Consider the following 14,393-nt stretch of genomic DNA (forward strand, 5'->3'; position numbering starts at 1 on the left):
GAATCTGCGGGCGCCCTACGGTGCGAGATCGACATGGTGGGCGCCGTGCGGCAGCGGCACGCGGCCGAGCCGCTTAAGCGCCGGCCGGTCGCCTTTTGCGACGCGGAAGACCTCGAGCCCCGAGCCGGCCTCGGGCCTCGCCCCATCATGGCCCTGAAACACGGTGGCGAGGAAGTGGTCTCCTGTCCGATCGAAGGCGCCGCCTTCCGGCAGTGCCCCTTCGAAGGGATAGTCTGCGAGCCTGGAGATGGCGCCGGTCGCCGGGTCGAAGCTCAGAAGCGTGACGCTGGCGTTGCGGTCGAAGCGGGCGGAGCCCGGCGGGAAGGCGGTGCCGCGCATGTTGACGGTGGCGACGAGCCGGCCTTCCGGGCTGATGGCGATGCCCTCGGAGGAGAGGCCGGTCTCGGCACCGCCGAGGAGATCGTGGCGGGCCGATTGCTGTGGTGTCGCGGGATCGGCGAGCCTGATGACGCTGATCGTCGACGGTGTCTGCGGGATACGGCCCTCCAGGTTCTTGGCGGCGAAGTTCCGGCCCCAGTTGGCGGTGAGATAGTGGCGCCCGTCGGGTGTGAAACGGCCGACGAAGGGATCGGCGCCAACCTCCACGACATTGCCCCATGGGCGCAGGATGGGCGCGCCGTCGGCTCCGGTGACCTCGAAGAAGGCGACCCGGTTTTGCGTATTGATGTTGACTGCCAGGAAGCGGCCTGAGGGATGCCAGTGGACGTTGGTCGCGGTCACGCCGCCGCGCGGTGCCGGCTCCGATCCTCTCACCCCGAGGTCTGCGAGGTCGAACCGGGCGAGGCGGCTGAAGCGGCCATCGCGATAGGCGACGATCTGGACGAAGCTCGCCTCCGGCGTGTTGGAAATGACGGCGACGCTCTCTCCATCAGGGCTGAGGGACAAGGCCTCGGGGAAGGCTTCGATCTCCACCGTGTCGGAGAGGCGGAGTGCCGCGTCGTCCGAAAGGTCGACCGCGAAGAGCCGCCGGCCCGGCGGCAGGTCGCTGATCCTGTTGCCCCCCTTTGGACGTTCGCCCAGCCTTTCAGTGACGAAGGCGGTTTGCCCGTCTTCGCTGAGGGCGAGGATTTCAGGCGCCGAGGTCACCGAATTGGAGACCGGTATCGAACCGGTGACAATCTTGTCCCCGGCTGGCGACATGATCGTCAGCAGATCGCGATAGCCGGCATTTCGCGGCGCAAGCTCGGCGGTGCCGTAGGTCCGGGCGAGAAAATCACCGTCGGATATGACGGCGATCCGGCTCGCCGAGATGCGGCCGAGAATCTTGGACGCGGCTTGCGCGCCTTCGGCGGCTTGCGTGCTCTGGGGCGCGGCGAGGCTAAAGGTGATGGCGAGCGTCGCGGCGGTGAGGACTGGTCCGTTCATGATCCTGCTCCCTTGTTAGCGGTCCTTTGAAAATGCCGCCGATGCTGATAATTTTCCAATCGCAATCCTGTCGCCTGTGATAGGTATTTCGCATCGGGAGGCTGTCCTGGACATCCGCACGCTCGCCTGTTTCGTGGCCGTTGCCGAAGACCTGCATTTCCGCCGCGCGGCGGAACGGATGAACCTGACCCAGCCGGCGCTCAGCCAACGGATCCGGGTGCTGGAAGGCGAGGTCGGGACCGATCTCTTCGAGCGCGACCGCCGCGGCGTGGCGCTGACGCCGGCGGGCGCTGCCTTCCTCGGCCCGGCCCGCGAGGCGGTGCTGCATGCCGGGATGGCGAAGGCCGAAGCCCTGCGGGCGGTGCGCGGCGAGATCGGGCGCCTGCGGCTCGGCTTCACGCCGATCGCCTTTTACGGCGTCCTGCCGGAGGCGGTGCAAGCGTTTCGTGCCCGCTACGCGCAAGTCGATGTCGATCTCATCGAGATGAGTTCGCCTTTGCTGGAAGCCGCCCTTGCATCGGGCGACATCGACCTCGGCGTGCTGCATCCACCGCTTTCGCGGGATCTGATTATCCACTCCCTGCCGGACGAGCCGTTCGTGCTGGCGCTTCCGGCGACGCACCGGCTGGCGAAGCAGCCGGTCATCCGCGTCGCCGATCTTGCCGGCGAGCCCTTGTTGCTTGCGCCGCGGGCGATCGGTCCCAGCATATACGACCGTGTGATCGCCCTTTTCAGGGGCGAGGGCATCAGCCCCCGGATCGTCCAGGAGGTGACACCGATGACGACGCTGGTTGGCCTCGTTGCGGCCGGAACCGGTCTCGGCTTCGTCACCTCGGGCATCGCGAAAGCCGCCCGGCCGGGCGTCGCCTACCGCCCCGTCCTGCCGCCGCCGCCATCCCTGCCGATCGCCGCCGCATGGCGCCCGCCGGCATTGGCGGCGAGCGGCGAGCGCTTCCTGGAAATTGTGAGGGGGTTGGTTGTGGAAGGAGCCGCATCCGGGGGAGGCCGATCCTGAGATGCTCGGGCCAAAGGCTGGAGCCTCGAAGGCCCAGGAGAGCCTCATGCCGAGATGCGGAGGCCGCGGGGGGAAGCCTCGAAACACGAGGCGGGCAATCGGCGTGGCTGGGCCGGTCTTGCCAATGGCGACCTGGAGGCGGTTTGCGGCATAGAGAGTGCGAGCTTCTGCCGCAACGGCCGCTTCATCGCCGCCACGAGGACGCGCGAGGCCGCTCTCGCCATGGCCGAGCTGGCGGTGAAGGAGGCCCGTTCCATCGGGGCGTAGTCAAATGGCGGCGGCTGAGGTGGCGCGAGGCCAGCATCATATCCGGTCCTAGCGGCAGGTCGCTGATCCTATGTTGCCACCCTGCGGACGTTCGGCCTGCCTTTCCGTGACCAAGGCGGTTTGCCCGTCTTCGCTATCCGGCCTGCAATGTCGCCATCTTGGCGCCGAAGCCGATGAAGACCACGCCTGTCGCGGCTTTCAGCCAGCGCTGGAAGCGCTGGTTGCGCGCAGCTCTGGCGAGCCTCGCAAAGATCATGACCATCGAGCCGAACCAGATGACGTTGAGGCTGGCATGGACGGTGACCAGAAGGAATGCCTCGCCGATCGCGGCCCGGCCATTGGCGTCGTGGTGGATGAACTGCGGGAAGACCGCGAGGTAGAACATCGACACCTTCGGATTCAGGGCGTTGGTGAGGAAACCCTCGAGGAAGGCACGGGGAAGGTGCCTTACCTTACGGGAAGGGGTCACTGACGTTACGGCAGCATAACCGCGCCAGGCGCCGACCAGCGCCTTGATACCGATCCAGCAGAGATAGGCAGCGCCAATCATCTTGACGACGAGGAAGGCCTGCGCCGACTGCGCCAGCAGCAGGGAGATGCCGCAGATCGACAGGGTGCCGTGCACATAGAAGGCGGCGACGAAGCCGGCAATATTGGCGAAACCGGCGCCACGCCCCGAGGTCGGCACCGTCTTGGCGATGAGGACGCCGTTGGGGCCGGGGGAAATGATCAACAACGCGGTGACGAAAGCAAAAGACAGAATTTCAGCAATCGACATTGCGCGCCTTTCCTGGGCCTCGTTTCGACTGGGGCTTCGAGCAAGTATGTCGTCGCCGATACCGGCGTCAATATCCAATCTTCGAGGGTGACGGACCCTCCTGGGAGGACTGGAACAGGCCCGGCCCGCGTCCAAATTGCGGAACCGATTGACTTGCATCCGCGAAGGACTAAGCTTTATGCCATAGCAACCACCACCCACACGCGAGAGATAGCGGAAGGTGTGAGTGGCCGGCGACCTTGAGGAGGATGAGGTTTGCCATGGATTACCGTGTTGTTCTGCTGATCGCCACATCCGTCATTGCTCTTTGTCCTGGTAACGCCGGGGCGCAGGAGGGCGATGCGACGGCGGGTGCTGCCGTTTTCAAGAAATGCGCGACCTGTCATGTCGCCGATTCCGATACGAACAAGGTCGGCCCGTCGTTGAAGGGGCTGTTCGGCCGGAAGGCCGGAACGCATCCCAATTACGCCTATTCGGCCGGGATGAAGGCGGCCGGCGAGGGCGGTCTCGTCTGGGACGAGATGGTGCTGCGCGACTATCTGCACAATCCGAAGGGGAAGGTGAAGGGTACGAAGATGGCCTTCGTCGGGGTGAAGGACGACCAGGAAATCACCAATCTCATCGCCTATCTCAAACAATATTCCAAGTGATGGGCAATATTCCAAGTGATGGGCAACATTCCCAGCGACGGGCAATACTCCAAATGGCGGCTCGCGCCTGGGGGCGCATGCCTAAATTGCCGTAATTGCCGATATTTTCTATCTGTGCGATAATAAACACGGGCTTTTTGCGGAATGCGGTTTCACGGGTCGACCTGCTCGAGGAGGAGCGGACATGGCTGTCGTGCTGATCCTCGTCCTGATTGTCGTCGGCTCCGTGCTGTTCCATGTGCTGAGCCCGTGGTGGTGGACGCCGATCGCGTCCAACTGGACCTATATCGACACTACCCTCGTCATCACCTTCTGGATCACCGGTATCGTCTTCGTGGCGGTGGTTTCGTTCATGGCCTATTGCGTCTTCCGCTTCCGGCACAAGCCAGGCAACCGGGCACATTACGAGCCCGAGAACCGCAGGCTGGAATTGCTGCTGGGAGGGGGAACGGCGGTCGGCGTTGCGGCGATGCTGGCGCCCGGCCTGATCGTGTGGAACCAGTTCATCACGGTGCCTGCCGATGCCGCATCGGTCGAGGTCGTCAGCCAGCAATGGCTGTGGAGTTTCCGGCTGCCCGGAGCCGACGGAAAGCTCGGCCGCGCCGAGACCGGCGACGTCACCCCCGAAAACCCGCTCGGCCTTGATAAAAACGACGCAAGCGGCCTTGACGACGTCATCATCGAGGGCGGCGAACTCCATCTGCCGATCGGCAAGCCGGTGCATATATTGCTGCGCTCGGTCGATGTGCTCCATGATTTCTACGTGCCGGAATTCCGCGCCAAGATGGACATGATACCCGGCATGATCACCTATTTCTGGTTCACGCCGACGCGGACAGGGACCTTCGACATCCTCTGCGCCGAACTCTGTGGCGTCGGCCATGGGCAAATGCGCGGCACCGTCGTTGTCGAGGAGGATGCGGACTACCAGACCTGGCTCGGGCAGCAGCAGACATTCACCCAGCTTACGGCGTCATCGGGAGAGATGCCGCCGGCAAACTGAACCCCAGCGGTCGCAGACCGCTGGAAGACGAAGGGGAGAGAGATCATGGTCGAGATTCCATCCGACAGCGCAGGCGCCATCCCCTCTGCCGAAGTTGAGGATGTCGAACTCTATCATCCGAAAAGCTGGTGGACGAAATATGTGTTCAGCCAGGATGCCAAGATCATTGCCGTGCAATATTCGATCACGGCGATCGCGATCGGCCTGGTGGCGCTGGTGCTCTCCTGGCTGATGCGGATTCAGCTCGCCTTTCCCGGCTATTTCACCTTTATCGATGCCGATCACTATTATCAGTTCATCACCATGCACGGCATGATCATGGTGATCTATCTGCTGACCGCGCTGTTCCTCGGCGGCTTCGGCAATTACCTCATTCCGCTGATGGTCGGCGCGCGCGACATGGTGTTTCCCTACGCCAACATGCTGAGCTATTGGATTTATCTGCTCGCAGTACTGATCCTCGCCGCGGGCTTCTTCGCCCCCGGAGGGCCGACGGGGGCCGGTTGGACGCTCTATCCGCCACAGGCCGTTCTCTCCGGCACACCCGGCGGCAAGGACTGGGGTATCCTGCTGATGCTCTCCTCGCTGATCGTCTTCATCATCGGCTTCACCATGGGTGGGCTGAACTATGTGGTGACCGTACTGCAGGGACGCGCTCGCGGCATGACGCTGATGCGCATGCCGCTTACGGTCTGGGGCATCTTCACCGCGACCGTGATGGCGCTGCTTGCCTTTCCCGCGCTCTTCGTCGCCTGCGTCATGATGATGTTCGATCGCCTGCTCGGCACGAGCTTCTTCATGCCTGCCATCGTCGAAATGGGCACGCAGCTGCAGCATGGCGGCGGCAGCCCGATCCTCTTCCAGCACCTCTTCTGGTTCTTCGGGCATCCGGAGGTCTATATCGTCGCATTGCCGGCCTTCGGCATCGTTTCGGACCTGATCAGCACGCATGCGCGCAAGAACATCTTCGGCTACCGCATGATGGTCTGGGCGATCGTCATCATCGGCGCGCTCAGCTTCGTCGTTTGGGCGCACCACATGTATGTCAGCGGCATGAACCCGGCCTTCGGCTTCTTCTTCGCCACGACGACGCTGATCATCGCCGTCCCGACGGCGATCAAGGTGTATAACTGGGTGCTGACGCTGTGGCGCGGCGACATCCACCTGACCCTGCCGATGCTCTTTGCGCTCGCCTTCATCGTCACCTTCGTCAATGGCGGCCTGACCGGCCTCTTCCTTGGCAACGTCGTCGTCGACGTGCCGCTGTCGGACACGATGTTCGTCGTCGCGCATTTCCACATGGTCATGGGTGTGGCGCCGATCCTCGTCATTTTCGGGGCGATCTATCATTGGTATCCGAAGGTGACCGGACGCATGCTGAACGACGTGCTCGGCCATATCCACTTCTGGATCACCTTCCTCGGCACCTATGCGATCTTCTTTCCGATGCACTATCTCGGCCTGCTCGGCGTGCCGCGCCGCTATTTCGAGATGGGAGAGACGGCCTTCGTTCCGCCTTCGGCCGATACGCTGAATATCTTCATCACCGTCATGGCGCTGATCGTCGGGGCCGGACAGATGGTCTTCCTGTTCAATCTGGTCTGGAGCCTTTTCCGGGGCAGGGAGTCCGGCGGTAATCCGTGGCGGGCAACGACGCTCGAATGGCAGACGCCGCAGACGCCGCCCGCCCATGGAAACTGGGGAAAGGATCTGCCGGTCGTCTACCGCTGGGCCTATGACTACAGCGTGCCGGGGGCGGCCGAGGATTTCATTCCGCAGAATGTGCCGGCAAGCGGCGACGTCACACGGGAGGTTCCGGCATGAACGTCACGCTGATCTTCCTTGCCGCAGTCGCCGCCATTATCTTCTGGTGGCTTTCCGGGCAGCGATTGACCTCGAAGCCCTGGCTCGAAACCGGGTCGGTGCAGTTGCCGGGTCATGACGGCGCCGAGCAGCAAAGGCTGCCGGCGCCGGCGGTGAAAATCGGCCTCTTCGTGTTTCTCGGCGTCGTCGGCGCCGTCTTCAGTCTTGCCGTCAGCGCCTATTTCATGCGCATGGCGTCGACCGACTGGTGGGCGACGCCTGTTCCCCGGCTGCTCTGGGTGAACACTGCGGCACTGGCCTTAAGCAGCGCTGCCCTGCAATGGGCGAAAAGAGAAGCAGGGCATGGCCGCATGGAGGTGCTGCGACCGGCGCTTGCTGCAGGACTTGCGCTTGCCATCTTCTTTCTCATCGGACAGATCCAGGCATGGCGGGAGCTGACGGCGGCCGGGTACGTGCTGGCCGATAACCCTTCCAACAGCTTCTTCTACATGCTGACCGGCCTGCACGGCCTGCATATCCTCGGCGGGCTTGCCGTGCTCGCGCACACGACGGTCAGGGCTTTTTCAACGGCTGTGGCGACGGACAGGCTGCGTCTCAGCGTCGATCTTTCCGCCATCTACTCGCATTTCATGCTCGCCGTCTGGCTCGCCCTCTTCGCGCTCTTTGCCGGATGGGCGAATGATTTCGTCGATCTCTGCCGCACACTGCTCAGTTAGGAGATTTGCAGATGGCACAGACTATCGAGACACACGGCGAGGCAGACCTCCGGCCAGCCGGTCTGCGCGGCGTCGCCGCCGATTTCAGCTCGGATCAGCGCGCCTTCAAGACCGCCTCCTGGGGCAAGGCGATGATGTGGATCTTTCTCTTGAGCGACACCTTCGTCTTCGGCTGTTTCCTGATCGCCTATATGACCGCCCGCATGTCGACGCCGGTTGCATGGCCCAATCCGAGCGAGGTCTTCGCGTTGCATATCGGCGGCCAGGACGTGCCGCTGATCCTGATCGCGATCATGACTTTCGTGCTGATCTCGAGCAGTGGCACCATGGCGATGGCGGTCAATTTCGGATATCGCCGCGACCGCCGCATGACGGCCATGCTGATGCTGCTGACGGCCCTTCTCGGCGCAGGCTTCGTCGGCATGCAGGCCTTCGAGTGGACGAAGCTGATCACCGAAGGCGTGCGCCCCTGGGAGAACCCATGGGGAGCGGCACAGTTCGGATCGACCTTCTTCATGATCACCGGTTTTCACGGCACCCACGTCACGATCGGCGTCATCTTCCTGATAATCGTCGCCCGCAAGGTCTGGCGCGGCGATTTCGACGTGGAACGGCGCGGCTTCTTCACCAGCCGGAAAGGCCGCTACGAGGCCGTCGAGATCATGGGCCTCTACTGGCACTTCGTCGACCTAGTCTGGGTCTTCATCTTCGCGTTTTTTTATCTGTGGTGAGGTCGTCATGAGCGAGACAACGGCGCATGCGCAAAGCCAAACGGTGCATACACAAACACACACCGGACAGCAGCACCCGATCCGGCTCTATCTCTTCGTCTGGGGCCTGCTCTTCGTGCTCAGCGCTTTTTCCTACATGGTCGATTATCTCGGCATCCAGGGCTATCTCAGGTGGACGCTGATCCTTGTGTTCATGATGCTGAAGGCCGGGCTGATCGTCGCCGTCTTCATGCACATGGCCTGGGAACGGCTGGCGCTCGTCTACGCCATCCTGCTGCCGCCGCTGCTGGTGCTGGTTTTCGTGGCGCTGATGGTATCGGAAGCAGACTACACGATCTTCACCCGGCTGGCGTTCTTTGGGGCTGGGCCGTAGGGTCTGCTGGACAGGATGGACAGATCGGAGCGGACTTCGGCCATGACCCAGGAAATCCGCCTTTTTGGCGCTATTGCGGTCCGACCCGCCGTCCTTGCTCTCATATCCCGGTTCGAAACGGACACAGGATTCACAGTTGCGGTCAAGTGGGAGCTCAATCCTGTCGTCAAGAAGCAGATTGAAGCTGGGGAGCCTTTTGACCTCGTCATCACCAATCCGAACCTGGTTGAGGATCTGGCCGCCTTGGGAAAAGTCAAGGCGGGGAGCGAGGTCGCGTTCGGCCGGATAGCGATGGGGGTGGCGGCCAAGGCGGGCGGTCGGCCGCTCGACGTCGGGTCGGTGGAAGCATTCAAACATGCGTTGAAGAGCGCCAGATCGATCGCCTACGCCAGTGAAGGAAGTAGCGGCGGCTACTTCTCCGGTTTGCTGGAGCGCTTGGGAATAGCCGATGAGGTAAAGCCCAAGCTGGTGGCCATATCAGGAGGGCAGACCGCGCCGGCCGTAGGCCGTGGGGAGGCCGAGTTGGGCGTTGTTCCCGTGACGTCGATTCTCGCCGCCGCTCCCGAGGTCGTGCTTGTCGGTCGGTTTCCGGCAGAACTCCAAAGTTACATCGACTTCGCTATTGGCATCAGCGCCGATTCAACGGACGCAGAAGCGGCCAAGCAATTGTCGGAATTTCTGACGTCGACCGCGGTCGACGATATCCTGGCGGCAAAGGGCGTCGAGCGCCGCTGAAAGCCTGCTTGATAAGCAGCGATCGGTTCACGGTCATCGTCTGATTTTCAATGTCTCGAAGGTCGGGGGCTCCCCTTCTTTTCCCAGGATCGCAGCGCACGCCACAGCACGGTGTTGTCTGCATAACCCAGCACACGCGCAATCTCGGACATCGGTGCGGCATGTCGGTCGCCGAGATAGTGGGCGGCGAGTGTCTGGCGGTGCTGGCGAACGAGATCGCGAAGCGACACGCCTTCCTCCGACAGCCGGCGCTGCAGGCTTCGCGGCGACATCTTCAGTTCGGCGGCAAGCGTTGCGACCGTGACCGGTTTGCGGCCGAGATAGATGCTGATCAGAGCCTGGACCTTTTCCGTGACGATATCGCCGGCCGCTGGCTCGTTGACCAGATCGCCGATATGCCGCTCCAGGATTTCGATCAGGCTTTTGTCTTCCGCACGGTGCACACGGTCAGCCTCCGCCTTGTTCATGACGATCCGGTTGTTGGATTGGCCGAACAGGATCGGCGCGCCATAGATGCGTTCGAGCACGCCGGCGTCGCGCGGGGCGTGATGCTCGAGCTGGATTTCGATCGGCCGCCAGCCGCGGCGGAAACACGAACGGACGAGCTGACAGGAGGCGGCGATCGTGAATTCGCTGTCCTGCCGGCGCGGCCACATGCTGGGATCGACGATCCGGTAGCTCCAGACAAAATCGCCATTTTCCTCGAACACGCCGGAACTGGTCGCGCCCTGGACCGCGTTGACATATTTCGACAGCCGCTCGAAAGCGCTGCGAATGGTCGGCGAGAGCGCGAAGAGCATGCCGATGGGGCCGATGTCGGCGGGCTTGAAGCCGGTGCCCATGCGGGCTCCCAGTGCCGGTTCACCTGTTATCGTCGCGGCCTCCTCGAACAGCGCGACATAACGGGCCATAGGCAGGACAGCGTAGGGATCTTCCAATTGCGAGCGCAGAATGCCGTGCGACGCGAGAAGAAGGTCGGTTTTCCCGGATCTTTTATCGATTTGTTGCACCAGCGGGATCAAGACGGAGGCTCGAATTGAAGCAACTGCGGGCATGCGGCTGATCAAATGCGATGCAACTGCCATTTTCAGCGTCTCCGGTGACCTTCGTGGCGCGAATTATCGATTCATTGGCATAAACTGCAATTTCGGGGCCAGATCGCCGCGCTTACCTTCTTGGCAACAAACAAGCAAAGAGGGGTCTCCATGACACTGGAAGCAAGCATGCCCGCACCATCATCGCCGGAGCGTCGTCTGGCCAAGGACTCGGTGGGCCTCGCCCATATCGTGTTCTTCGTCGTTGCAGCGGCCGCGCCGCTGACGGCCGTCGTCGGCGCTTCGCCGGCTGCCTTTGCTTTTGGCAACGGCGCAGGTGTCCCCGGCGCTTTCGTGCTCGCCGGCCTGCTTTACCTCCTCTTCTCGGTCGGCTTCACCGCCATGAGCCGGCATGTGGGCGGGGCAGGAGCCTTCTACACTTATATCACCCATGGCATCGGCAAGCCGGCTGGCGTGGGTGGCGCCTTCATGGCGCTGGTCACCTATAGCGCGGTTCAGATCGCCATCTATGGCCTGTTTGGTTTCTTCATGGCCAATGCCATAGCGCCGCTCGGGCTGGTCCTGCCCTGGTGGGCCTTCGCCTTCGCGGCACTGGTCGTCGTGCTGGTCTGTGGTCAGCGCAACATCGCCTTCTCAGGCGCGATCCTCGGCGTCTGCATGATTGCCGAAATCGCCATTTTGCTGGTTCTGGATCTTGCCATCGTCTTTTCTGGCGGCGGACCGGAAGGCATCACCTTCTCCTCCTTCATGCCATCGTCGGTCTTTGCGCCCGGTCTCGGCGTGGCGCTGGTCTTCGTCATCGGTTCCTTCATCGGCTTCGAAGCGACGGCCATTTTCGGCGAGGAAGCCGAAGATCCGGAAAAGACCATTCCCCGCGCCACCTATGTCGCGGTGCTGCTCATCACCCTCTTCTACGCCTTTTCCACTTGGGCAATCGTGCAATTCTACGGTCCGGGCAAGGTGCAGGCCGCTGCTGCTGCCAGCCTCGACAGCTTCTACTTCACTGCCGCCAATTCCGTGCTTGGCCCATGGTCGAGCCAGGTGATGAACGTGCTGCTGATCACCAGCCTGTTTGCCTGCATCCTGTCCTTCCACAATACGCTCAACCGCTATTTCTTCGCTCTCGGCCGTGAAGGTCTGGCCGCCAAGGTGCTTGGCAAGGTTCACACCAAACATGGCTCCCCCTATGCTGCAGGTCTTCTGCAAAGTCTGGTCGCGGCCATCGTCCTTGGCCTGTTCGTGATCTTCGGTGCCGATCCCTACACCGTCGTGTTCTCGTGGATGGCGGCGCTGGCAGGTATCGGTATCCTACTGGTGCAGGTGCTGGTCTCCGTCGCGATCATCATGTTCTTCCGCAAGACGCCGAACATCTACAGCGCCTGGACCACGATGATCGCGCCAGTGCTGGCGCTGCTCGGTCTCATGGGTTCGCTGGTGCTGGTCAGTTCCAATCTTTCACTCCTTTCCGGCAGCGAAAGCCTGATCGTCAAGGCATTCCCCTATGCCATGGTGCTGGTGGGCATTCTTGGTGCGCTGTTTGCGATCCGGGTCAAGAGATCCAAGCCCGCTCTCTACGCCTCGCTTGGAAAGATCTTCGAATGAGTGCAGTTGCTGAATTTTCACCCGTCGATCGCCTTCTGGTTCTCGCGGTCGCGATCCTTGCGGGCGCAACATTGCTGGTTGCCGTCGAGGCACACGCCTTCTGCTCTCTGTTCTGCATTCATGCAGACCAGATGATCGAGACACAGATCTGCTCCGGTCGATCCTGATCACCGCAGCTTGCGACGCACCATGTTGCGTCGTCTCTTCCAAAAACAAGAGGTATACCAATGGACGCCGTTGTCGCAGTTACCCATCCGCTCGATCCTTTGAGCCTCGACGAGATCGCTTCTGCCGTTGCCATACTCAAGGATAGGCAGACACTCGCAGCCACCTTCCGCTTTCCGATCACCCGGCTGGAGGAGCCGACCAAGGCGGATCTTGCCGCCTATCGCCTGGGCGACAGGCTGCCGCGGCTCGCCTTCATCCTGGCAATCGACATCAGCAATGGCGAAACCTTCGAGGGCGTCGTAGACCTGACTGCCGGGACGGTATCCTCCTATATCCGGCTGCCTCTCGATGAACTGCCCTATGGTCAGCCGCCGATCATGCTGTGCGAATTCGAAACCGTTGAAGGCACCGTCAAATCCGATCCGCGCTGGATCGCCGCGGTCAAGAAGCGCGGCATTACCGACGAGGATATTCCGCTTATCCAGATCGATCCTTTTTCCTCGGGCTATTTTGGCCGCGAATTCGAGAAGGGAAAGCGCATCGTCCGCGCCGTATCCTATTGGCGCGAGGATGTCCGTGACAACGGCTACGCGCATCCGATCGAGGGCGTGGTGGCGGTGGTCGATCTGATCACCAACCGAGTGGTCGATCTCGTCGACGATGAGAAGATCATTCCGGTCCCGAGGAAGAAGCGCAATTATGGCCGCGAAGCCTTCCCCGAACCGCGGCCCGATCTCACGCCGCTGCATATCGTTCAGCCGCAAGGGCCGAGCTTTACGGTCGACGGCTGGAAAGTCGAATGGCAGAACTGGAGTTTCCGTGTCGGTTTCACCCCGCGCGAAGGCCTCGTTCTGCATGAACTTGGCATCAAGGATCAGGGCAGGCTGCGGCCCGTCGTCTTTCGCGCCAGTGTCACCGAAATGGTCGTGCCCTATGCCGATCCGACCGCGAACCACTATTGGAAGAGCGCCTTCGATGCTGGCGAATATGGCCTCGGACGCCTGGCCAATTGCCTCGAACTCGGCTGCGACTGCCTCGGCCATATTCACTATTTCGACGTGCCGGCGGCGGATGATCTCGGCCAGCCCTTCATCATGAAGAACGCGATCTGCATGCATGAGGAGGATTACGGCATCCTCTGGAAGCATTACGAATTCCGCAACGGTATTTTCGAAGTGCGCCGTTCGCGCCGCCTCGTCATCTCCTTCTTCGCAACCGTCGGCAACTACGATTACGGCTTCTACTGGTATCTCTACCAGGACGGCACGATCCAGCTCGAAGCCAAGCTCACCGGCATCATCCAGACGGCGGCGGTCGCGACCGGCGAAACCTATCCATGGGGCGGCATGGTCGATGACAATCTCGGCGGTCCGACCCACCAGCATTTCTTCAATGCGCGCCTGCACATGGATGTCGACGGTGGTGACAATACCGTGACCGAGCATGAGTTCGTGCCGCGTCCCTGGGGCGAAGACAATCCCTATGGCAATGTCTTCGATACCAGGAGCCGGGTGCTGAAGCGCGAACTCGATTCGCCGGCACTCGCCAATGGCGAGACCGGCCGTTACTGGAAAGTCTCCAACCCCAACATCCAGAATAGCGTCGGCAAGGCGCCCGGCTACAAGATTGTCGTCATGCCGTCGCCGGTCATGCTTGCCCAGCCGGATTCGACCGTTGCCCAGCGCGGTGGCTTCGCCAAGAAACACATCTGGGTCACGGCCTTCGATGCCAGGGAAAAATATGCGAGCGGCGATTATCCGAACGTGCATGCCGGCGGCGACGGCCTGCCGGGTTATGTCAAGCAGAACCGCGAAATCGAGAATGCCGATGTCGTGTTGTGGCATTCCTTCGGCCATACCCATGTCTGCAAGCCCGAGGATTTTCCGATCATGCCGGTGGAATATGCCGGTTTCACGCTGAAACCGAACGGCTTCTTCGCTTCCAACATCGCCATGGACCTGCCGCCGGAAGGAAACAGCCAGAGCGTCGACAATCGCCTGCAGCGTTCGGCCGATGACACCGGAAACGGCTCCTGCTGCCACACATAGCTGCAATGCTCGGCGGCCTGGCGCGCGGCTGACGTCTTCCCG

Annotated in this window: 14 protein-coding genes and 1 pseudogene; 12 read left to right on the forward strand and 3 right to left on the reverse strand. The window is 61.9% G+C overall.

The features are described from left to right. Positions 1-15 precede the first annotated feature (15 nt). Positions 16-1,386, reverse strand: a complete 1,371-nt coding sequence (locus RWJ89_RS05230; protein WP_168284884.1) for a lactonase family protein — start codon at positions 1,384-1,386, stop codon at positions 16-18. Positions 1,387-1,462: 76 nt separating this feature from the next. Here RWJ89_RS05230 and RWJ89_RS05235 point away from each other — a divergent pair, with 76 nt between their 5' ends. Together RWJ89_RS05235 and RWJ89_RS05240 are read left to right on the forward strand one after the other, a co-directional pair. After that, positions 1,463-2,401: a LysR family transcriptional regulator gene (locus tag RWJ89_RS05235; RefSeq protein ID WP_312884517.1), complete on the forward strand. Its 939-nt coding sequence runs from the start codon at positions 1,463-1,465 to the stop codon at positions 2,399-2,401. 108 nt (positions 2,402-2,509) lie between these two features. Beyond that, positions 2,510-2,668: pseudogene (locus RWJ89_RS05240) on the forward strand (MYG1 family protein); the annotation flags it as partial. 133 nt (positions 2,669-2,801) lie between these two features. On the opposite strand, the gene RWJ89_RS05245 reads toward RWJ89_RS05240, so the two are convergent. Beyond that, a complete protein-coding gene (locus RWJ89_RS05245; protein WP_131663685.1) occupies positions 2,802-3,446 on the reverse strand; it encodes a LysE family translocator in 645 nt (214 codons plus the stop codon). Positions 3,447-3,706: 260 nt separating this feature from the next. On the opposite strand from RWJ89_RS05245, the gene RWJ89_RS05250 reads away from it, so the two are divergent. From RWJ89_RS05250 to modA, 7 genes are all read left to right on the forward strand, one after another. After that, positions 3,707-4,096: a c-type cytochrome gene (locus tag RWJ89_RS05250; RefSeq protein WP_131663684.1), complete on the forward strand. Its 390-nt coding sequence runs from the start codon at positions 3,707-3,709 to the stop codon at positions 4,094-4,096. Positions 4,097-4,280: 184 nt separating this feature from the next. Further along, entirely contained in the window at positions 4,281-5,099 is an 819-nt protein-coding gene (locus RWJ89_RS05255) for a cytochrome c oxidase subunit II (RefSeq protein WP_025395085.1), read from the forward strand. 45 nt (positions 5,100-5,144) lie between these two features. Continuing rightward, positions 5,145-6,923: a cytochrome c oxidase subunit I gene (gene ctaD, locus RWJ89_RS05260; RefSeq protein ID WP_077978594.1), complete on the forward strand. Its 1,779-nt coding sequence runs from the start codon at positions 5,145-5,147 to the stop codon at positions 6,921-6,923. Then, positions 6,920-7,639, forward strand: a complete 720-nt coding sequence (locus tag RWJ89_RS05265) for a cytochrome c oxidase subunit 3 (RefSeq protein ID WP_168284883.1) — start codon at positions 6,920-6,922, stop codon at positions 7,637-7,639. Before ctaD ends, RWJ89_RS05265 begins: the two co-directional genes overlap by 4 nt. Positions 7,640-7,650: 11 nt before the next feature. Next, positions 7,651-8,370 carry a heme-copper oxidase subunit III family protein gene (locus RWJ89_RS05270; RefSeq protein ID WP_131663682.1) on the forward strand — a complete coding sequence of 240 codons (720 nt, stop codon included), beginning with the start codon at positions 7,651-7,653 and terminating at the stop codon, positions 8,368-8,370. A gap of 7 nt (positions 8,371-8,377) precedes the next feature. Further along, entirely contained in the window at positions 8,378-8,743 is a 366-nt protein-coding gene (locus tag RWJ89_RS05275; protein ID WP_131663681.1) for a cytochrome C oxidase subunit IV family protein, read from the forward strand. Between the two features lie 42 nt (positions 8,744-8,785). Beyond that, on the forward strand, positions 8,786-9,478 hold the full coding sequence (gene modA, locus RWJ89_RS05280) for a molybdate ABC transporter substrate-binding protein (RefSeq protein WP_206105870.1): 693 nt from the start codon (positions 8,786-8,788) through the stop codon (positions 9,476-9,478). 47 nt (positions 9,479-9,525) lie between these two features. Here the strand turns inward: modA and RWJ89_RS05285 are convergent, their stop codons facing one another. After that, positions 9,526-10,563 (reverse strand): AraC family transcriptional regulator, encoded by a 1,038-nt coding sequence (locus RWJ89_RS05285; RefSeq protein ID WP_168284882.1) that lies wholly within the window; start codon positions 10,561-10,563, stop codon positions 9,526-9,528. A 120-nt stretch (positions 10,564-10,683) separates the two neighbouring features. Between RWJ89_RS05285 and RWJ89_RS05290 the strand changes: the two genes are divergently transcribed. From RWJ89_RS05290 to RWJ89_RS05300, 3 genes are read left to right on the forward strand one after another with little or no spacing between them, the layout of a single operon-like run. Beyond that, on the forward strand, positions 10,684-12,135 hold the full coding sequence (locus tag RWJ89_RS05290; RefSeq protein ID WP_131663678.1) for an APC family permease: 1,452 nt from the start codon (positions 10,684-10,686) through the stop codon (positions 12,133-12,135). Continuing rightward, positions 12,132-12,302, forward strand: coding sequence for a hypothetical protein (locus RWJ89_RS05295; protein WP_020050559.1), 171 nt, complete (start codon positions 12,132-12,134; stop codon positions 12,300-12,302). Before RWJ89_RS05290 ends, RWJ89_RS05295 begins: the two co-directional genes overlap by 4 nt. Positions 12,303-12,362: 60 nt before the next feature. Beyond that, positions 12,363-14,351: a primary-amine oxidase gene (locus RWJ89_RS05300; RefSeq protein ID WP_131663677.1), complete on the forward strand. Its 1,989-nt coding sequence runs from the start codon at positions 12,363-12,365 to the stop codon at positions 14,349-14,351. Positions 14,352-14,393: the final 42 nt, after the last annotated feature.

The sequence above is a fragment of the Rhizobium sp. 10PS4 genome, from assembly GCF_032464805.1.
Classification (GTDB): domain Bacteria; phylum Pseudomonadota; class Alphaproteobacteria; order Rhizobiales; family Rhizobiaceae; genus Rhizobium; species Rhizobium laguerreae.

What these genes read in the sequence shown, in the direction of transcription:
- RWJ89_RS05290 (WP_131663678.1), top strand. Translation starts at nt 10,684, where the DNA reads ATGACACTGGAAGCAAGCATGCCCGCACCATCATCGCCGGAGCGTCGT.
- RWJ89_RS05230 (WP_168284884.1), bottom strand. Translation starts at nt 1,386, where the DNA reads ATGAACGGACCAGTCCTCACCGCCGCGACGCTCGCCATCACCTTTAGC.
- RWJ89_RS05295 (WP_020050559.1), top strand. Translation starts at nt 12,132, where the DNA reads ATGAGTGCAGTTGCTGAATTTTCACCCGTCGATCGCCTTCTGGTTCTC.
- RWJ89_RS05265 (WP_168284883.1), top strand. Translation starts at nt 6,920, where the DNA reads ATGAACGTCACGCTGATCTTCCTTGCCGCAGTCGCCGCCATTATCTTC.
- RWJ89_RS05275 (WP_131663681.1), top strand. Translation starts at nt 8,378, where the DNA reads ATGAGCGAGACAACGGCGCATGCGCAAAGCCAAACGGTGCATACACAA.
- RWJ89_RS05270 (WP_131663682.1), top strand. Translation starts at nt 7,651, where the DNA reads ATGGCACAGACTATCGAGACACACGGCGAGGCAGACCTCCGGCCAGCC.
- ctaD (WP_077978594.1), top strand. Translation starts at nt 5,145, where the DNA reads ATGGTCGAGATTCCATCCGACAGCGCAGGCGCCATCCCCTCTGCCGAA.
- RWJ89_RS05255 (WP_025395085.1), top strand. Translation starts at nt 4,281, where the DNA reads ATGGCTGTCGTGCTGATCCTCGTCCTGATTGTCGTCGGCTCCGTGCTG.
- RWJ89_RS05300 (WP_131663677.1), top strand. Translation starts at nt 12,363, where the DNA reads ATGGACGCCGTTGTCGCAGTTACCCATCCGCTCGATCCTTTGAGCCTC.
- modA (WP_206105870.1), top strand. Translation starts at nt 8,786, where the DNA reads ATGACCCAGGAAATCCGCCTTTTTGGCGCTATTGCGGTCCGACCCGCC.
- RWJ89_RS05245 (WP_131663685.1), bottom strand. Translation starts at nt 3,446, where the DNA reads ATGTCGATTGCTGAAATTCTGTCTTTTGCTTTCGTCACCGCGTTGTTG.
- RWJ89_RS05285 (WP_168284882.1), bottom strand. Translation starts at nt 10,563, where the DNA reads ATGGCAGTTGCATCGCATTTGATCAGCCGCATGCCCGCAGTTGCTTCA.
- RWJ89_RS05250 (WP_131663684.1), top strand. Translation starts at nt 3,707, where the DNA reads ATGGATTACCGTGTTGTTCTGCTGATCGCCACATCCGTCATTGCTCTT.